The organism is Streptomyces sp. CBMA29 (assembly GCF_014596445.1).
Lineage (GTDB): Bacteria > Actinomycetota > Actinomycetes > Streptomycetales > Streptomycetaceae > Actinacidiphila.
In genome coordinates this window covers 23,213-43,155 of the sequence record NZ_MECL01000179.1, presented here as the reverse complement: position 1 = coordinate 43,155, position 19,943 = coordinate 23,213, and the positions used below count along the sequence as shown (strand labels likewise).

The window sequence follows — 19,943 nt, the reverse complement described above, 5'->3', positions numbered from 1 at the left end:
CGTTTGTCCCCCGTACGCCTTTCCCGTGTCTGATGGTGGACGTCCGTGGGCGCTTGCGGGAATACTCCGGCGTGTCCACCGCCATCTCACTCTGCACGCTCCAGTGTTGGGTTGACAACGTTGTCCTCCCGGGGTCGTGCGTGCGTTCCGCGACTCCGGAGAGGCCACATGCCCATCAGATCCCATGCCCCGACGCCCCGCGTGACGCCACCGGGAGCAGCCCGCGGGCACCGCGGCCGGCTGCGTGCCGCGGTCGCGGCGCTGCTCACCGGGTCGCTCGCCTTCGCCGCGCTGGCGGGCGCCGGTACGGCCACGGCGGCACCCACCGCTAACACCGCGAGCACGTCCGGCGGCACGGATTACACCAAGCTCGTCGACCCCTTCGTCTCCACCGCGGGCGACGACGGCAACGACCTGCCGGGCGCCGAGGCGCCGCACAGCCTCGCCAAGGTCAACCCGCTGACCACACCGGGCCGCAACCACACGGGGTACGACTACAACGAGAGCCGCATCGCCGGTTTCACCGCGACGAATCTCGACGGCGTCGGCGGCTCGGGCGGCGGCGGTGACCTGCTGGTCGTCCCGACGTCCGTGCGCTACGACAAGCGCCCGGCGCCCAGCACGTACGCGCACCCGTACAGCCACGACGACGAGACGGCGACGCCCGGTTACTACCAGGTGGGGCTCGGGTCGGTCTCCGGGACCGCCTCGGCGGTGACGCGGGACGCCGGGACCGTCAAGGCCGAGATGACGGCGACGACGCGTACGGCCCTTGAGCGTTACAGCTTCCCCGACGGCGCCGAGCCCCAACTCGTCCTCGACCTCGCGAACAACTTCACCAGCCGCACCCGCACGACGATGAAGGCGACGACGCTCCCGAACGGGACGACCTCGATCACCGGCCTCATCGCGGGTTCGTTCAACGGCGCCTCGTACCAGCTCTATTACGCCGCCACGACCAATGTCCCGGTGACCTCGCTGAAGAGCTGGGGCAACGACGGCACGCTGGGCGACGCGACCACGCGGGACGGCTCCGACGCCGGAGCGGTCCTCGGCTTCGACAAGGCGCACGGGCGCGATGTCGAACTGCGCGTCACGCTCTCGCCGATCAGCGCGGACCAGGCCGTGACCGACCAGCGCAACGAGGTCGGCGGCCTCACCTTCGACCAGGCCCGCGCGCGGACGAAGGCGGAGTGGAACAGCACGCTCGGCGCCGTGGCCGTCAGCGCGTCCGCGAAGTCCGACCCCGGGTCGATGCTCACCAAGGAGTTCTACACGCACCTGTACCGGATGTACGGGCTGCCGGTGAACGCCACCAGCACCAGCGGGACCTACCGGGGCGCGGACGGCGCGGTGCACACCGCGAACGGCTTCACGTACTACGACGGTTGGTCCACCTGGGACGACTTCAGGAAGTACTCGGTCGAGGCGTACATCGACCCGGCCACGTACCGGGACCTGGTGCAGTCGCTCATCGTGCTCTTCGCCGACGTGCACGCCTCGGGCAAGAGCCTCGGCAGTCTCACGCACTCGGTGCCGACCGTGCGGTGGGAGCGCTCGGCGGTGGTGATCGCCGACGCGCTGTCGAAGGGGTACAAGAACTTCGACCGGCTGGACGAGGCGTATCCGGCGCTGCTGTCGTACTCCGGGTTCTACACGGGCGCGCAGTTGCGGCAGGGGTACGTCACCGGTGATCCCGGCACCACGGTCCAACGCGGGTACGACCAGTGGGCGTTGTCCGTCGTCGCGGGCGCGCTCGGCAAGGACGCGGACGCCGACAAGCTGCGCACGCAGTCGACCATGGCGATCGACAACCTGGTGAAGTCCGGCGCCTGGACGGCCGGTGACGGCACCAAGGTCGGTCTGCTCACCCCGCGCGCGTCCGGCGGCGACTGGCAGAGCGCCGACTACGAGAAGTTCGAGGCGGCCGGTCTCTACCAGGGCACGCTCTGGCAGTACCACTGGTACGACGCCTACGACATGGGCGGCCTCATCAAGGCCATGGGCGGTACGAAGGCCGGAAAGGCCGCCGTCGACCACATGTTCGGCGAGGACTCCGCCCTCGACAACGGCTCGACCATGCTGCACTCCAACGCGAACGAGATCGACCTCCAGGCCCCGTACCTCTTCAACTACGTCGGCGAGCCCAGCCTGACGCAGAAGTGGGTGCGCGCCATCTACACCGGTTCGACCTGGAACCGGTACATCGCGACGGGCTCCACCAACGAAGCCCCCAGCGGCGGCGGTGAGTTCACCCCGCCGGTCAAGACGCAGGTCTACAAGCTCGCCCCGAACGGCTTCCTGCCGACCATGGACAACGACGCGGGCACCATGTCGACCATGTTCGTCGCGGCGGCCCTCGGCCTGTTCCCGGTGACCGCGGGCTCCAGCCAGTTCCAGATCGGCAGCCCGTTCTTCGACTCCACGACGATCACCTACGCCAACGGCTCCCGCTTCACGGTGAAGGCCGGCGGGGTCTCGCCGACGAACTACTACGTGCAGAGCGCGACGCTCAACGGCAAGCGTTTCCAGAACACTTGGCTGGACTACTCGCAGATCGTCGCCGGCGGGACCCTCGACTTCACCATGGGCGCCAAGCCCTCCCGGTGGGGCGCCGACACCAAGCCCGCGTACTCGCTGGACACCGACACCGGCCACGGCGGCAGCGGAACGGGCCACACCGGCACCGTGCTCTCCGCCCGGCCGGACACCGTCGCCACCGCAGCGGACGGCGCCGTCCGCGGCAGCGTGAAGCTCACCCTGTCGGGACCGGCGTCCTTCGCCGCCCGCAGCGGCACCAGCCTCACCAGGACCGGCGCGGCGAGCGTGACCGGCCTGCCCGGCGGCGTCACGGCCGACCTCCGCGTGACCGGCTCGCGTACGGCGACGCTGTCGCTCACCGGCACCACGAAGGTCGACGCGCGCTACGGCATCACCTTCCGCGACGCGGCCTTCGCCCACGGCGTGCGCGCCTCCACGGTGAGCGGCACCGGCATCTCGGCCACCGACCCGCTGACCGTCTCCGCCGCCGCGGTGTACCGCGCCTGGCTCGGCACGCTCGTCGGCCAGGCGTCGCTGGTGCGCAGCGGCAACTACTCCGACGGCTCCTGGACGCTGTTCAGTTCGGCGCTGGAGCGCGCGCGGACCGTCCTCGCGGACACCGCCGCCAGGACGGGCACGCTCATGGCGGCGCAGGACGCGCTGCGTTCGGCCGCCGACGCGCTCACCATCGACGAGGGCGGTTTCGCCGTACTCCAGGCCGAGGCCCCCGACCAGATGGAGGGCCCCAGCCTCGTGAAGGAGGCGTACTACTCCGACGGGGACCTCGGCGGGGTCACCGAGGGCGCCTGGGAGCGGTACAACAAGCTGGACTTCGGCGGGGTCGCGCCGCGCAGCGTCGCGGTCCGCTACGCCAACTCGCAGGCCACGAGCGCGAAGCCGAGCAGTGTGGACGTCCACGCGGGCGCCGCCGACGGCCCCGTCGTCGCCACCGTCTCCCTTCCCGGCACGGGCAGTTGGCAGAACTACACCACCGTGCGGGCGGCCGTCACCGACCCGGACGCGCTGCTGACCGCGTCCGGTGCGACGTTCGTCTTCCACGCGCCGTCCGGCCAGCAGTGGGTGTCGAACTTCGACTGGTACCAGTTCTCGCCCGAGGCGGTCTCCTCCTCGCCCTCGACCACGCTCGCCACGCTGACGGCGGCCAACAGCACCACGACCGGCGGTGGTTCGCTGCCGCTCAGCCTCGGCAACGGCATCTTCGAGAACACCACGAACGGCGCGTGGGCCCAGTGGAAGGCCACCGACCTCAAGGACGGCGCCGACACCGTCACCGTCAGCTATGACAAGCCGCAGTCGCGCGCCGCGTCCGACGGGCACCTCGAACTGCACCTCGGCTCGAAGGACGGCGAGAAGAGCGTCGACATCCCGCTCGACTACACCGGCTCCGGCTGGGGAACCCTCGCCACCGCGACCGTTCAGCTCGACCCGGCCGTCTTCACCGGCGTCCAGGACGTGTACGCCGACTTCGTCTCCAGCACGCAGTCGTCCTCGCAGCCGTACGTGGCCAACGTCTACTCGCTGACCCTGACGCGCACCGCCGACGCCCCGGTGGGCTTCGACGCCACCGCGTTCGACTCCACCAGCGGCGGCGGCCTCAAGAGCGAGCCGGTCGGCTGGACCGGCTCCGGCTCCACCACCGACCTCGGCGGCACGTACAACGGGGCCTGGGCCGGTTACGGCACCGTCGACTTCGGGTCCACGCCGAAGAACACCGTCACCTTCACCTACGTCAACAACTCCGCCCGCTGCGGCACCGGTTCGGCCGCCCAGCTCTACCTGGACTCCTTCGACGCGGCCGACCCGGGGACGCCGTACGCGACCGTCCCGCTGCCGGTCACCGGAAGCGCGTGGTCGTCGGGAGGCACGACGAGCCTGACGCTGCCCACGCCGGTCACCGGCACGCACACCGTCCACCTGCGGCTGCTGACCACCCCGGACTCCTCGCACCCGTACGTCGCGAATCTGGGCCGGATCACCTTCAGCCACATTGACACGCCCACCGCGACGGACAAGACCGCGCTGCGCAAGGCGGTCGACCGGTACGCGGGACTGTCCGGCGACGCGGCGCGGTACGACACGATCGACTTCGGCGTGTTCCGGCGTGAACTCGCCTCCGCACAGGCCCTGCTGGCCGCCGACGACGCGGCGCAGCTCGAAGTCGACGCGCAGACCCGCAGCCTCACCCTCGCCGCCGGCCAGTTGATTCCGCTGCCCCGGCTGCGACTTGAGGACCTGGTCGGCACGGCGTCGGCCCTCGACAACGCGCGCTACACGGAAGCGTCGTGGAAGGCGTTCACCACCGCGCTCGCCGCGGCCAAGGCGGCCGTCGCGGACGACAAGGCGACGGACGCGACCCTCACCGCGCGCCACCAGTCCCTCGACCGCGCGATGTCCGCGCTCAGGACGAAGCCCAAGACCGTACCGGCGGTGCCCGGCGCGGTGTCGGCGACCTCGTCCGGCGCGAGTGTGACCGTCGCCTGGGCCGCGCCGCAGGACACCGGCGGCTCGCCCGTCACCGGCTACCGGATCAGCCTCAACGACGGTCACCAGGTCGAGATCCGCGACCCGAACAGCCGCGGCACGGTGTTCACTTCGCTGCCCGCGGGCCGCTCGTACACCGCGCGCGTCCAGGCGCTGAACTCCGTCGGCGCCTCGCGGCAGAGCGCCGCCACCGCCCCGGTGGTGACCGGCGGCGGCCGGCCGCAGAAGCCGCACGTGACGGGGGTGACCACGCACGGCGGCCACGTCCGGGTGACCTGGCGGCCGGCCGGTGACGGCGGATTCCCGGTCATCGGCTACACCGTGACCCTCGACGACGGTTCCACCGCGCACCTTCCCGCCACGGCCGGCACGGCGCTGCTCACGGCCCCGGGCGGCACGACCAAGGCCCACTCGGCGACCGTCACCGCGGTGACGCTGGCCGGGACCTCGGACGACCCGGCCGCCGCTCAGGACGTGGCCACCGCACAGGACCCGGCCACCGCCCAGGACGTGGCCGCCCCGGCGTACACGCCGTCCCCGTTCCCCGACGAGACGCTGAAGGCGAGTTACGCGTCGGACAAGTGGCCTGCTACCGGCGACGGTTCCGACTACTTCACCCACCTCCTCAGCGGTTTCGACCACCTCCCCTCCAGCGTCCTCGGCGCCAACTCCAAGGTCGCCAACGGCACTTCGCTCACCGCGGAGAACGACGAGATCGCGGTGCGCATCAACAACGCGGCCACGCAGAAGGAGGTGGACAGGGCCGAGGTCGACGCGACGCACAGCGCCACCGTCACGATGGCGGACGGCCTCGGGTCCCGGCTCGGCGCGATCTACAGCGACGCGCTGAGCGGCGGTCAACTGCCCAAGACCAACGCCCTGTTCGGCCGGGTCACCCAGGGTCTCGACACCCACGACGCGGCCAAGGACCACTACGGCTACCTGCGCCCGTACGTCCGGCTCGGCTTCGTCGGCGACGGCGGAGACGTCTACGAGTCGCAGGACGGCTCGTACAGCGGTCTCGCCACCAGCGGCTCGTACCCGAGCGGTCACACGTACGGCGGATACGAGGCCGGGACCGTACTCGCCACGCTCCTGCCGGAGTTGGCGCCGTCGATCCTCGCCCGCACCTCGGAGTACGGCGACAACCGGGTCGTCCTCGGCTTCCACTACCCGCTCGACGTCATGGGCGGCCGCATCACCGGACAGGCCACCGTGGCCCACCGGTGGGCCGACCCCGACTTCGCCCAACTGCTCACGCAGGCCCACACCGAGATCGAGAACGTGCTGCTCGCACAGTGCGAGAAGCAGGGATACGGCGACACGCTCGCCGCCTGCGCGGGCGACTCCTACGGCGGCCTCACCACGGCGCAGGACATCGACGTCTACACCCAGCGCCTGACCTACGGCTTCTCCCGTACGGGCAAGGCCGGTCAGTCCCTCGCGGCCCCGACCGACGCGGCGGCCCTGCTGGTCACCGCGTTCCCCGACCTCACCGCGGAGCAGCGCACCCAGATCCTCCAGCAGACCGCCACCGACTCGGGCTACCCGCTCGACCTCACGGCGGCCGGCGCAGCGAGCTGGGAGCGGATCAACCTGGCCGCCGCGATGGCCGCGCACTTCGTCGTCAACCACGACGGTTCGGTCACCGTCACCAACTTCGCCGACGCCACGAAGGCGAGCGTCGCGGACGCAAGTGCCCTCAAAATCGGGGGAGTCGCCGTCGACGGCTTCGACCCCGAGGTCTCCACGTACGTCGTCGACCTCCCCGCCAACGGCAGGGTCCCGGCCGTCACCGCCGTACCGGCCAAGACCGGCATCCGGGTCAGGGTCACCGACGGCAGCGCGGTCGTCTCCTCGACCGCTCCGCGCTCCACCACTCGCACCGTCACCCTGACCTCACCCAACGGCTCGGTGACCCGTACCTACACCGTCGCCTTCCACCGGCCCGCGCGGGGCAACGGGCACTGACCGCGCCCCGATCCGCGTCATCCCGCAGGGCCCGACCGCATCCTGGCCGGGCCCTGCGGCGTGTTGCGGGGCTTGCGGGGCTTGCGGGGCTTGCGCACGCAACACCCTGGTGCCGCCTACCGGTTCGAGGTAGTGGGACCTTCCGTCGAGCGGCCCGTGGGGCGGTCCGTAGAACGGACCGTGGGACGGTCCGTGGTGCGGGTCGCGGTGGGCGTGGCGGTGGGCGTGGCGGAAGCGGATCTGCCGGGCGGGCCGGTCCGCGTGGCGGCGCTCGGGGACGGGGCCTGGGCCGTGGGCCGGGTCTTCGCCGTCCGAGGGCCGTCGGTCGGCGCGGGCCGCGGCGTCGGGGTGGTGACGGGCCTGGTCGCGGAGCTGCTCGCGGGCGGCGTGCCGAGCGGGATCGCGGGCGCGGCGGGCGACTGCGGTCCCGCCATGCGCAGCGGCAGCGCGACAAGGGCGGCGACCGCGCCGGACAGGCCGACCCCGACGGCGATACGGAGCAGACGGCGGCGGGCCGCGCCCCTGCGGATCTTCTCGTACCGGCCGGGCGGCAGCCCGAGATGGTCGGGGGCGGGCCGCAGGATGACCGTCAGCGGGTCCTCGGGGTCAAAGTCCTGACCGTCGTCAGACTGTGTGATCAAGGCTTCTCCTCAAGTGGGCGCGCAGCAGTTCCCTGGCGGTGTGGAGGTCGGACATGACCGTCCCCTCCTTGCGGCCGGTGAGCAGGGATATCTCCCGAATCGGGAGGTCGGCGTAGTAGTGCAGCAGGATCGGCACGCGCAGGCGTTCCGGCAGCGACTGCACCAGCATGCGCAGCGACGGGTCGGTCTGCTCGGCCGGCGGCCGTACCGCGGCTTCCACGGTGGCCCGGCGTACGGCCCTGCGCTCGCGCTCCAGCTTGCGCCAATGATCCCGTACGAGATTGGTCGCGGTGACGTACAGGAAGCCGCGCGGCTCGGCCACCGCCGTCCAGCGCGCCCACAGCCGGGTGAACGCCTCCGAGGCGATCTCGTGGGCCGTCTCGTCGTCGTCGACCAGGCGGCGGCACCAGCCGGCGAGGCGCGGGTAGAAGGCGGCGAACAGCTCGGACGCTGCCTGCTCGCGGGACCGTTTCAACGCTCTCCATGTCGGGGGGCAGGGTGGTGCTCTCGCGGTCTCCTCCGCCCTCCCGCGGAGGGTCCCGGGCCGCCGGCGTACGGGGACCGGCGGCGGCCCGGGACTCGGGGAAGGCGTCAGGAGACCGCCTTGGCCGTGCTTGGTCGTGACGCGCCCGCTACGGGATCAGCGTGGCGAAGACGATGACGTTGTCGCGGTAGCCGGTGCCTTCGCGCGGGCCGCCGCACGTGATCAGCCGCAGCTCGGGACGGTCCACGTCGCCGTAGACCGCGTCCGTCGGGAAGTCCGACTTGGCGACCGTACGGACGTCGGTGACGGCGAACCGGGGCGCCTCGCCGTTCTTCAGGCGCGCCACGATCCGGTCGCCGGGGCGCAGCCGCGAGAGGTGGCGGAAGACCCCGTCCCCGTACGCGCCGACCGTGACGTGGGCGAGGATCACCGACGGGCCGGCCTGACCCGGTGTCGGCGAGCCCCGGTACCAGCCCGCGCGGTCGTGCGCCGTGATCGGCGGGACCTCCACGGTGCCGTCCGGGGCCAACCCCAGCTCCATGAGCGGGGTGTTGACCCCGATGGCCGGGACCTCCAGGCGCACCGGGACCGAACGCGCCAGCGCGTGTGCCGTTTTCGCGGCGGGCCGCGAAGAGCGCGGTGCGCCGGTGGGGCGTTCGGTCACGGCGGCGCGGCTGGAGGTGTCACCCGAGGCGTCGCCCGCCGCGCGGCCCGCGGCTTGATGGCCGCCGCAGCCGGTGAGCAGCAGGGCGGCCGTCACGGCGGTGACGAAGGCGCGCCGCGAGCCGGTGAGCCGGGGGCCGGTGAGCCGGGAGCCCACGGACCGGTCGCTCACGTCTCGGAAGCCCCCGCCACGGTCGCCCGTGCCGCGGTCGCCCGTGCGGCGGGAGGTCACGCCCCGGTCGCCCGCCGGCGGCGTACGAGGAGAACGGCCCCGCCGCCGAGCGCGAGCACCGCGGCCGCGCCCCCGCCGATCAGCCCGCCGTCGTTTCCGCCGTGCGAGGCCACCGGCGCCTCACCGGTGTTCGGCGCTCCCTTCGGCACCGCGGGGACCTGGCCCGCCCGCGTCGCCTTGGTCGGCGCGGCCGTCGCGGAGGGCCGCGTGGACGACGTGGCGTCCGACGGCCCGGTCGACGGCGTCTGCACGGCGGACCGGGTCGGGGCCGGGGTCGGGGACGCCCCGTCGGCGAACGCGGGCACACCGCTCGCCAGTACGGCGGTACACGCGAGTGCCACGGCGCTCAGAACAGTTCGGCGCATGAATCGCTCTCTTTCGTCGGCCCGCCCGCGCGGTCACGCGCGGGCTGAGGTGCGGATCGACTGAAAAGACGAGACGTGGGCGGAACGGATTGTAAAGAGCTGGCAAAGCCGTCGAACGCTGCCTCAGGCGTCCTGTCCGGCGTCGCGGTCGACCGCGCTCATGTCCCCGGTCCCGGGGACGCCGTCGGCGCGTGCGTAGCGCAGGTGCACGGTGCCCTTCGGGCTGGCCACGGGCGGTGCGAGCAGCGAGACGTTCGTGGGGACCGCGCCGCCGTCGAACACCTTCTTCCCGACGCCCAGCATGATCGGGTGCACCCAGAGGTCCAGCCGGTCGAACAGCTTCTCGCGCAGCAGCGTCTGCACCAGGTCCAGGCTCCCGACCACCTTGATGTGCTCGTGCCGCTCCCGCACCTCGCGCACTGCCGCCACCAGATCCGGCCCCAGGTGCGTCGACCCCGCCCACGACAGATCGGGCGTACCCCGCGAGGCCACGTACTTCGGCACGCTGTTGAAGAGCGTGGCGAAGCCCCCGTTGTCCCCGTCCTCCTGATGCGGCCAGTACGCGGCGAAGATGTCGTACGTCCGCCGCCCGAGCAGCAGCGCGTCCGTCCCCTTGTACGCCGCGTCCACCTGCGCCCCGGCCACCTCGTCCAGCATCGGCACCTGCCACCCCCCGTACGAGAACCCCTCCGGGTCCTCCTCCGGCCCCCCGGGCGCCTGCCCCACCAGGTCCAGCGTCGTGAACAGCTCAATGTGAATGAGACCCATGGCGTACTCCCGGTCAGTGTCTTTTTCCCGTCCGAGAGGTAGACCCCCGCCACCCCCGGAACTCATCGCCGGACCGTGGGCGACGGCGGCCTCCTCGGGAAATCAGAAGTGATTGTCACAGGCCGGCGCTAGGGTCGCAGTTGGCTCCGGCGCCGTCCGTGAGCTGCGGGGAGACATGGGACCTGCTGCTAGGGGGAGGAAGAATGAGGCGATTTCATGCCGTGCTGGCAAGTGCGGCGGCCGTGGCCGTGTGCGTGGTGGGCGCACCGGCCGCACACGCGGCGGATTCGATCACGGTGTCCTACGCGAACAGTGTCAGTGGTGACCTGGGCACGCTTCAGGTCAAGGCCGAGGCGAGCAGCGACATCACCGCGCTGACAGCGCACATCGTCTCGCCGACGACCGGCCAGGAGGTAGGTCTCGTCGGACCTGAGGATTTCGTCCTGTTCTCGGGCACAGCGCAAGACGGCCTGTGGCGCACGCGGACACCGCTGCACCTGCCGGATTTCGCCTCGTACCAGGTGGATATCGAAGCGTCGGACAGCGCGGGGGACCACGTGTCGGTGCCCCGGGCCGGCGGGCTCTCCTACTTTGTCGTCGCGGACCTCTCGGACGTCGCCGTGGACCGGACTTCCGTCGACTCCGGTCACCGTGATGTCACGCTGAGCGGAACGCTGCGCGGCAGGTGGCCCGACAGCGGGGAGTTGCGCGCGCTGCCGGGTCACACGGTCTACGTCTCCGTTTCCTATCCCGACGACTGGCTCGACACCAGTGCCGTCAGCGACGCTCAGGGCAGAATCTCGCTGACCCTGCCTCTCGGGAACTCCGCCACGATCCAGGCGTACTACCGCCCGGACAACACCGCTCCGAACGCCCTGTACGGCGAATCTCCGCAGATCGCCGTCGGTATCGAGAAGACACCCACCCGGGCTGTTCTGCACACGAGTCCGTCGCGTATCGACCTGAATCAGCAGGTCACCCTGACCGGGCGGCTGGAGCAGTTGACGGACGGCGTATGGCAGCCGCTGCCGGACGTTTCCGGCGGGATTCTGTTCGGGCCGTCCGCCGAGTACAACGACCTGGTCGGCGGGTTCACCACATCCGCTGACGGGTCGTTCCGGGCCGACTACACGCCTCCGGAATCGGGGTTCTTCCAGGTGACGAGCCTCAGCGCCGACCCGTTCATCAGTGACACCGTCGGCCGAAGCGATGTCGTGACCGTTCTCCAGCCGGCCCGCTTCACCGACTACAGCGCCTATCGGCTGGACCGTCATCACGTCCGCACCGAGGGGCATATCGCTTTCGACGGGAACATCACTCCGGCCACCGCTGACGTCGCCCTTCAGTTCTCCGCGGACGGCACGCACTGGAAGACGCTGTCCACGGTCGAGGCCCGGTGGGACGGCTCCGGAGAGTACGGCTTCTCAGCGGACGTCACGAAGACCCGGGCGGGGTACTTCCGTGCCCGCTTCGACGGCGCCGACACCTGGCAGACCGTGACCACCGGCACCGTCCAGGTGGCCTCCGCGTAACCCGTAGGACTCCGCCACCAGACACGTCGAGGGCTCCACCATCCGCGGTGGAGCCCTCGACGCGTTGCCGGGCGCGGCCTCGGCCCGCCCGGGTGCGGTGCTCAATGACCGGGCGGGGCAAGGGAGTTCGGATGGGTCGGGTCAGGTCAGGTGGCGGGGCAGGGGTCGGTGGAGGTGAGGAGGGCGGCGGTGCTCTGGGCGATCGTGACGTGGACGCCGGTGAGGAGGGTCAGGGAGAGGGCGGTGACGGTGATGCCCTTGCCTGCGGCGACGGTCGTCCGCTGGTTGATGACGAGGGAGCCGACGAGCGGCAGGCCGATGGTGGTGTTCGGCGCTGCGTTGGCGGCGACGGTGACACCGGCGACGCGGAGGTTGGTCAGGACGGTCGAACCGGTCGAGGAGACCGGTCCTGGCCCGGCGCCGGTGAGGGACTGCCGTGCCTGGGCCGAGGTGCCGACGAGGTCGGCGGTGATCAGGCCGCCGAGGAGATTGATGCCGGAGGTCTGGGCGTGGGCCGCGGCCGTACGGGTCCCGTCGGCGTCGACGGTGCCCGAGGCGTCGGTGGTCAGGACACCGAGGTTGCCGACGGTGCCGAGCCCGGCGCTCACCACGGAGTGGCTGTCGCTGCCGGGCAGCGGCGTGCAGGAGTGGGCGGACGGCGCCAGCGGGCCGATGTTGAGCAGCGGCGAGGTGAGCCGTACGCCGTGCGCGCGGGCGTCGAAGACGGGCGCGGTGAAGGTCACCGAGGCGCAGCCCGGCAGGTCGACGCCGACCGGGTCGGTGATCGACGAGCCGCACATCTGGTACGTGCCGCCGTAGTTGGAGGTGAGCTTGACGGTCGCGGTGCAGGACTGCTGACCGGCGGCGAGGTCACCGCTCACGGTCATCGTGCCGTCCGCCGCGTCCGCGGTGGCCGTTCCCGAACCGCAGTCGGTGGTCGCGCTGCTGCCGTCCAGCCGCAGCCCGTCAGGGAGTTGAGCGCCGAAGGACCAGCCGTTCTTGGCGGCCAGTTCACTGGTGTTGGTGAGGGTGAAGGTCAGTGTGGCGGGCGCGCCCACGGGCAGGTTCGCCGGGGCGAAGCCCTGGTCGAGCTGCGGAGTGGCGTCCAGCAGACGGACGTTGTCGATCGCGCCGTCGTTGCCGTTGCCGCTGGCCTGCTCGTTGACCAGCCGGATACCGGCCGAGTCGCCGGTGAACAGCACCGAGCCGTCGCTGGCGTACGTACCCACCGAGGTGCCGCCGATCACCGAACCGGGGTTCTGGCACGGGTCGATGGGGGAGGTGAACGCGGCGCGGGCGGTGCCGCCGTCGAGCAGGTAGAAGGCGAGCAGGGGGTGGCTGGCGAAGCAGTTCTGGGCCGCCGCGTCCACCGAGAAGGTCAGGAACCGGTGGTTCGCGCTCAGCGGGATCGGCCGTACGGTCTCCAACTCGGTGCGCCCGGCGCCCGGATCGCCCGAGGTGTAGGCGGTGAGCGAGTGGTTGGTGGACGCGTCGCCGCCCGCCCACGTGCCCAGCGCGGCGGCCATCTGCTTGTTCGCGTTCCAGAAGCCCCCGCAGTTGACGCCCGGCGGGGGATTCGCCGGGCCCTGCTGCGAGACCAGCAGGCCGTTGCAGGAGGTCAGCCACGCCGGATCGGCGGTGTACGTCTCCGCCAGCGGCGCCGCGCCCGTGTAGTCCGGCAGCGTCGTCACCGCCGGGCCCTGACCGTTCTCGAAGTCCTCCGTGAACACGGTCGTCGGCGCGCTCGGTGTGCCGGGCTGACCGGGCGTGTTCGCCTGTGCCGGGCCGCCCCCGACCAGCGATCCCGTGGCCAGCAGGGTCACGCCCAACAGCGCCGTGGCCACCCGCCGGCGCCACCGCCGGTCCGCCCTGCCACTGGCCCCGCCGCCCCCTTCGCCGCGCCGTCTTCCGTCGATACCGGTATCTGCCGGGCCGAAGCCTCTCATCGACAATCTCCTTCGTACGGGCACGCCGGTGCGCCGTCCGATCGCTCGTCAACAGGCCCGCCGTGCCGACGCGTTGCGCGTCTGCGGTCACCCTCCCCGCCCCCCGCCCCTGCGCACATCGGCGCACGCCGCCCCGCTTGATGCACACAAGGTCCCGTACGCCGCACAAGCCGGTGCGTACTGCCACAAGCCCCCGGTATGTGCCCGTCCGGCCGATTCAGGAGGTTTGCGAGCCGTTCAGGGACGTCGTCGTCGCACGGTTTGCCGCATGCGGTCGGCCACATCCGCGGTGCGCAGCCACCATCCCTGCGCGATGTCCCGCGCTCCGGTCAGCAGCCAGCGCCGCTTGAGCCACGGCGGCAGCTTCCGGAACGGAACGAAGGTCAGGGCGTCGTCGATGGCGGTCTCCGCGAAGCCGCTGGAACCCTCCGCGCGCAGGGCCGCGTACAACTCCGGTGTCAGAGAGCCGTGGACCCGTGCCGCGACGCCCGCGGCGGTGAAGGCGAACTGGCGCTCCGCAGGGTCCGGCAGCCCTGTCGCCCTGACGATCCGGGGTGACGACTCAGCCAGCGGGCAGGTGAAGGCCAGGCCCACCACCGCGGTGCCCAGGTGGCGTTCGCCGCGTTCGAACGCGGCGTCCACTGCCGCGGGGTCGTCGATCCGCGACAGGCCCTCGCCGCTGTCCCAGTCGTATTCGGACGCCATACGGGATACCGGACCTTCGCTGTGGCTATTCGCAGGGCGGCGGGAGCACACGCTGCTTCTTGATGTTGTCGATCATGCCCGCCTTCTTGAGCTTCGTCAGGTCGCCCTGCGTGACACTCTTCGACGGATACGTGGACTGCACATGGCCGTGGTAGATCTCCTTGATGATATTGCCGTCCGCGTCGGCGATCGCCCGGTGCCGGTCCAGGACCACGATCTCGCCGTTCACGTGGTCGACGCCGAGGCGCCTGGTGACGTTGGGATTGCTCGGATCCATGTCGATGGAACGGTCGAGCGCCGCCTGACCGTTGGACGGCGCGCGGCTGACCTCACCCTTGGCCGATGAACCGCCGCTCGAGCCGTGCTTGTCGTACTCCGAGTCGTCGTAGACGCGAGCCGGCTCGGTGCTGTCGCCCTCCAGACCGAGTGGGTCGCTCCAGCGGAAGGGGTTGTCGACGTACGCGTGTGGATTCGGGGCGGGGACCAGCCCGAACGGGTCAGGCGTCAGGAAGGCCGCGGTGTCCGGGTCGTAGTAACGGGCCAGGCTGTAGTGGAGCCCGGTCTCCGCGTCGCGGTACTGTCCGGGGAAGGCCAGCGGGCAGAGGCTGTCGCCGGTGTCGCCTCCCCCGAGCGGTTTGCCCCACAGGGTGTTGGCGGCCCGCCAGGCGATCGTGCCGTCCTCACCGACGAGTTCGCTGGGAGTGCCGACCATGTCCGTGACGATCGCGTAGAACTGCCGACTGACCTCGTCCGGAGCGTCCGCCCGCCACTGCCTGCGCAGTTGGGACGCGGCCCGGTGACTGCCCGGCTCCCAGTCCCATGTGTCGGTCTCCGTCATGCCGTCCCGGAGCGTCTGCTGCTCGGCGAGATTGGCGCAGTCCCAGGTGAACCGGACCTCTTCGGCGGCGGCGCCTTCCGCATCGATCCGGAACTTCGAGACGCGCCGGCCGAGTGCGTCGTAGCGGTACCGCCACACACCGCTCCTGGGGGTCGCCACCTCGGTGAGCCGGTCCTCGGCGTCCCACGCGTACGTCCATATCCGGCGCAGTCCGGACAGCGTCCGCCGGATCACGCGGACCACGCGCCCCTGGGCGTCGTGCTCGTAGGCGGTGCGGCCCGCCGAGGTGATCCTTGTCCCGGAGCGCTCCGTCGGTCCCTGCGTGTCCTGTCCGCCGGGGGCCGGATGAGCGGTGGCGCTGAGGTTGCCGAGCGCGTCGTAGGCGTACGACTCCGTCCAGCTGTCGGCCGACACCGTGGTGACCCGGCCCGCCCGATCGAGGTCGAAACGACGTGTGCCGCCGAGCAGTTCGGTGATCCCGGCCAGATGGCCGTCGTCGCGGTAGCGGTACGACCGGGACTGCCGCACGCTTGCCTCGCCGGTCTCCGGCGCGTCTGCGGTACCCGCCCGGATGACCTGCTCGACGAGTCGGTGGCCGGCGTCCCAGCTCTGCGTCAGCACCGCGGCGGCGCCCAGACCGCGGGCGGTCTCGCGGCCCGCCGCGTCATGCGCGAAGGTCAGCCGACAGCCCGCGACGACCAGCGACGAGGGCAACCCCGCCGCGTCGTAGGACCAGTTCGAGGCCGCGCCGCTGGGCGTGGTGCGCCGTACCCGTCGGCCCAGCGCGTCGTACGCGCTGGTGACAGTGCGGCCGTCCACGGTCTCGGCGACGATCCTGCCCACCGTGTCATAGCCGAAGACCACGGCGCTGTCAGGGCCGACCGCCTCCACCATCCGTCCCGCGGGGTCGTAGCGCAGCGAGGTGACCGCGCCGTCACCGGTGCGCGACTCCACGACCCGGCCCGCGACGTCGAAGGTCAAGCGGGTTGTCTGACCGGCCCCGTTGGTCCGCTCGACCGGCCGACCTGCGGGGTCGCAGACGTAGGTGAGCGCGCGGCCGTTGAAGTCGCGCTCCCCGGTGAGATGACCTGCGGCGTCGTAGTGGTAACTCCACACGTCGCCTCGCGGATTGGTCACGGCGGTGAGTCGCAGCTCGGTGTCGTGGGTGAAGCGGTAACGCGTGCCGTCCGGGTCGGTTCTGGCGCTGGGCAGGCGGAACGGGCCGTACTCGAAGGCGGTGACGGACCCGCCGGCGTCGCGCCGCGATACGAGGTTGCCCTCCGGGTCGTACGTCCAGGACTCGTGGCCCCCGCCGCTGTCCGTGCGCCACAGCAGCAACCCCTCGGGACTCCACTTCTGACGCACGGTGCCGCCGACCGAGTTCTCGATCCGCACGACCCGCCCGAACGCGTCCCTGTCCATCCGGACGACGCTGCCGCGGGGATCGAGCACCCGCACGGGAAGCCCCGCGCGGTCGGTCTCGAACCGGAAGGTGTTGCCCAGGGCGTCGACCTGGGTGATCCGGTGCCCGCGCTCGTCGTAGGTGTACGAACTCACCGCGCCGAGTGGGTCGGTGCTGGTGAGGAGGTTTCCCCGCTCGTCGTACGCGCACTCCCAGCGGGAGCCGTCGGCCTCGGTGACGGCGATCGGCAGAAGGCCGTCGTGGTAGTCCACCTCGACGCCAGTGCCGTCCGGCCGGTCCACCCGCACCGGCTGGCCGTGCTCGCCGAGGGTGAAGCGGGTGGTGGCGCCGAGCTCGTCGGTACGCGAGAGCAGCCGCCCGTACGTGTCGTGCTCGGTGTGCACGCTGAAGCCCAGCGGGTCCACGACGCGCGTCAGGTGGAGCCGCTCGTCGTAGTGGTACTCGGTGCGATGGCCGAGGCTGTCGGTCAGCGTCGTCGTCCGCCGGTCGTCGTCGTACGCGAATTCCGCGGACATCGGGCCGTCCTGGCCGATGCCGCGTGCCACGCGGTCGGTCGGGCCGTCGTACTCGTAGCGGTACCAGCGGTCGTTCCGGTCGGTCCACGACGCGATGCGGCCCCGCTCGTCGTACGTGAGCCGGTAGGGACGGCCCACGGAGTCGGCGACGCCGGTGAGGTGCCGGTGCGGGCCGTCATAGGTGTAGGCGCGCAGCAGGGTGCCGCGGCCGATGTCCGTCTCGGCCTCGGTGGTGACCGGGCCGTCGAGTGGGCCGTCGAGCGGGCCGTCAAGGGTGCCGTCGACCGCGCTGCTGTCCGGGCTTTCCGCCGACGGCAGCAGACGCAGGGCGGTGATGCGACCCTGGTCCGTGTCGACCGCGAGGTGATAGCCCCCGGAGTGCCGTACGGCGGTGGGGGCGCCGTCATCGCCGCGGTCGATGTCTATTCGGTGTCCGTTGCGGTCGGTCACGGCCCGCAGCGGGAGCACGACGGCTGCCGCGCGGTCGCGGTCGGCGGAGTCCGGTGCGACCGGGGGACCGTAGTGCCGCGTCTCCCCGGTGAGATGGTCGCTGATCGTGACCGCACCACCGGGAGTTCCGTCCCAGGCCAAGGGGCGACGGGGGCCATGGCTCGGCAGCACCGGCTGTCCCGGGTGAGGCACGGGATAGGTCTGGAGCATGCCGTCCGCGTGCGCGCACACAGCGCCGTCGCTGTCGAGTTCCAGCCGCTCGTCGAAGGTCGACATCCACGCCGCGCCGAACCATCGCCCGGAGCGGAAGCTCGACACATGGTGGCGTTCGATCATCAGGGGCAGCAGGCCGGGCAAGCTGACGTCCGTATGGGACATCAGCATCTCGCCGGTGACCATATCGACGGGGTCGCCGCCCTTGCACCGGCCTTTCATCGCCTTGCCGGCCTTGGCCTCGTTCTCGGCCCCGGAACGAAGGCCCTTGTAGAGGTCCTTCATGTCCTGCGCGACGTTCTTCAGGCCGGTCGCGCCTTTGCGGATGCTGTTGGCGATGTTCTCCAGGGCTTTGCCGGATTTGAGGAGTGCGGGGAGTTCGCGGGCCATTTTGAGGAGGCCGCCGGCGGTGGTGAGTCCTTTGAACATGGGGATGCAGTCGAGTGCGGCGAACAGGACGTCCCACAAGGACGCTTGGCCTTTGAGGTATTTGGTGACGGTGTCGGCGAGGACGAGGATCGCGGCGGCGAGGACGAGCCAGGCGAGGGGGCCGCCGATGATGAGGACGACGATGCCGAGGACGGCGACGATGACTTTGCAGACGGCGATGATGTCGTCCCAGTGGTCTGCGACGAAGTCGACGGCCTTTTCCCACCAGTGTTTGTTCTTGATGCCTGCGTCGGAGGCTTCGTGGAGGGCGTGCTGGGCGGTGGAGGCGGCGTCGTCTCTCAACTGGGCGGCGTCGGCGGCCAGTTGCTTGGCGGCGTCGAGTTTGGCCTGCGCGGTGTGGACGGCGGTGGAGGCGGTGGTGTGGGCGGAGTTGGCGTCGGTGGCGTTACGGGACGCGGCGCGGACTTCCTCCGCGGAGGGCGGTGGGACGTTGGGTTTGGGGTCGTCCTGATACGCCTTGGACTTGTCCTGGGCGCGTTTCACCCAGGCGTCGGCGTTGGTGAGTTGGGATGTGGCGGAGTCCAGTTCCTGGCGTGCGGTGCGGCCTTGGGCCAGGGCGCGGTCGGCGTCGGCCTGGGCGGTCTCCAGCTTCGGCCAGTAGCCGTCGAGGGCGCCTGAGGCGAGGCGGTAGGAGCGCTCCAGCTTGTCCAGCTCGCCGGGCAGGTCCCCGAACTGCTGCCGGTAGGCGTCACCCGACAGGCCCGCCCACTCCTGCACGACGGTGTCACCGTTGAGGCCCTTGACGGACCTGAGCGCGCTCGCCACGTCATCGGCGAAGTCCCCGAGCTTGCGGGCGAGTTCCTTCACCTCGAACGGATCACCCGGCACCGGATCACGGTCCAGATCCAGCACATCCCAATCCGTCGGACGAGCCACCGCCAGACACCCCCGTCGTCAGTCTCGGTGATCCCGCCGATTCTCTCATCGCCCCCAGCGGTGCGCCTCCGTCTCCCTGGACGCCCCACCACCGGCCTTTGGTTCCCGCCCGGCGGGCACACGCTGTGCCCGGCGGGTGCTCATACGAGGGCGGGAGGGCGCGGGGTGCCGTGGAAGACCTGCTCGGTGTGCCATGAACGGTGGGCCGCCGCGACCGGGTCGGCACCCGGCTGCGGGCCGAGCAGCGGGCGGCCCGCGAGGGCGATCACGTGCTCGCGGGCGGCTGTGCTCCGTCCGACGAACCCCTGGGACACCAGGACCCGGTGGCCCGCGCCGATCCCGAGGACTCCCTTGTCGAACAGCTTGTGGTGCAGCGCGCACAGGCACAGCCCGTTGTCGACGTCGTCCGGCCCGTCAAAGGCCCACCAGCGCACATGCGCGGCCTCCAACCCGACCGGGACCGTGCCGATTCTGCCGTCGTAGCCGCAGAAGGCGCACTGGTACTTGTAGGCGGACAGCACCGCCTCCCGCATCCGCCGGTCCCGCTGCCGCCGCCCGGCGACGAGGAATTCCGTCTCGGCCGGCTCCAGTTCAAGTCCGACCGCCTCACACAGGTCCGGGTGCAACGACGGCGGAAAGTTCAGGTCGAGCAGGACGCGCGCCAGCCGGCCGAGCAGCGGCTTGTGGGGCGCGCGGTTCCCGTTCCCGGTCCACTGCCTCAACCCCGCGGCACGCTCCAGCCAGTCCATGACCGGCGATCATAGGGCCGTCGCAGGCATGCCGCCCCGGACACGGACACGGGCGCGCCTGGACACGAGCCACACCAAC

Annotated in this window: 11 protein-coding genes; 2 read left to right on the top strand and 9 right to left on the bottom strand. The window is 71.3% G+C overall.

Annotated features, from left to right (window positions below; translation table 11 throughout):
* Positions 1–168 precede the first annotated feature (168 nt).
* Positions 169–7,014 carry a glycoside hydrolase domain-containing protein gene (locus BGM09_RS23785; protein ID WP_188283717.1) on the top strand — a complete coding sequence of 2,282 codons (6,846 nt, stop codon included), beginning with the start codon at positions 169–171 and terminating at the stop codon, positions 7,012–7,014.
* Between the two features lie 116 nt (positions 7,015–7,130).
* Here the strand turns inward: BGM09_RS23785 and BGM09_RS23780 are convergent, their stop codons facing one another.
* From BGM09_RS23780 to BGM09_RS23760, 5 genes are all read right to left on the bottom strand, one after another.
* Positions 7,131–7,655 (bottom strand): hypothetical protein, encoded by a 525-nt coding sequence (locus tag BGM09_RS23780; RefSeq protein WP_188283716.1) that lies wholly within the window; start codon positions 7,653–7,655, stop codon positions 7,131–7,133.
* Positions 7,639–8,130: an RNA polymerase sigma factor gene (locus BGM09_RS23775; protein WP_188283715.1), complete on the bottom strand. Its 492-nt coding sequence runs from the start codon at positions 8,128–8,130 to the stop codon at positions 7,639–7,641. The genes BGM09_RS23780 and BGM09_RS23775 overlap by 17 nt, the downstream gene beginning before the upstream one ends.
* Before the next feature lie 157 nt (positions 8,131–8,287).
* On the bottom strand, positions 8,288–8,974 hold the full coding sequence (locus BGM09_RS23770) for a class F sortase (RefSeq protein ID WP_317452863.1): 687 nt from the start codon (positions 8,972–8,974) through the stop codon (positions 8,288–8,290).
* 56 nt (positions 8,975–9,030) lie between these two features.
* Positions 9,031–9,399, bottom strand: coding sequence for a Tat pathway signal sequence domain protein (locus BGM09_RS23765; protein WP_188283714.1), 369 nt, complete (start codon positions 9,397–9,399; stop codon positions 9,031–9,033).
* Positions 9,400–9,522: 123 nt separating this feature from the next.
* On the bottom strand, positions 9,523–10,167 hold the full coding sequence (locus BGM09_RS23760) for a dihydrofolate reductase family protein (protein WP_188283713.1): 645 nt from the start codon (positions 10,165–10,167) through the stop codon (positions 9,523–9,525).
* A 203-nt stretch (positions 10,168–10,370) separates the two neighbouring features.
* On the opposite strand from BGM09_RS23760, the gene BGM09_RS23755 reads away from it, so the two are divergent.
* Positions 10,371–11,699 carry a hypothetical protein gene (locus tag BGM09_RS23755; RefSeq protein ID WP_188283712.1) on the top strand — a complete coding sequence of 443 codons (1,329 nt, stop codon included), beginning with the start codon at positions 10,371–10,373 and terminating at the stop codon, positions 11,697–11,699.
* A gap of 146 nt (positions 11,700–11,845) precedes the next feature.
* On the opposite strand, the gene BGM09_RS23750 is transcribed toward BGM09_RS23755, so the two are convergent.
* From BGM09_RS23750 to BGM09_RS23735, 4 genes are all read right to left on the bottom strand, one after another.
* Positions 11,846–13,543: a choice-of-anchor P family protein gene (locus BGM09_RS23750; protein ID WP_188283711.1), complete on the bottom strand. Its 1,698-nt coding sequence runs from the start codon at positions 13,541–13,543 to the stop codon at positions 11,846–11,848.
* A gap of 339 nt (positions 13,544–13,882) precedes the next feature.
* Complete coding sequence (locus BGM09_RS23745) at positions 13,883–14,350, bottom strand: hypothetical protein (protein WP_188283710.1); 468 nt, start codon at positions 14,348–14,350, stop codon at positions 13,883–13,885.
* 25 nt (positions 14,351–14,375) lie between these two features.
* Entirely contained in the window at positions 14,376–19,091 is a 4,716-nt protein-coding gene (locus tag BGM09_RS23740; protein ID WP_188283709.1) for a DUF6531 domain-containing protein, read from the bottom strand.
* Positions 19,092–19,255: 164 nt separating this feature from the next.
* Positions 19,256–19,864, bottom strand: a complete 609-nt coding sequence (locus tag BGM09_RS23735; RefSeq protein ID WP_188283708.1) for a phosphorothioated DNA-binding restriction endonuclease — start codon at positions 19,862–19,864, stop codon at positions 19,256–19,258.
* Positions 19,865–19,943: the final 79 nt, after the last annotated feature.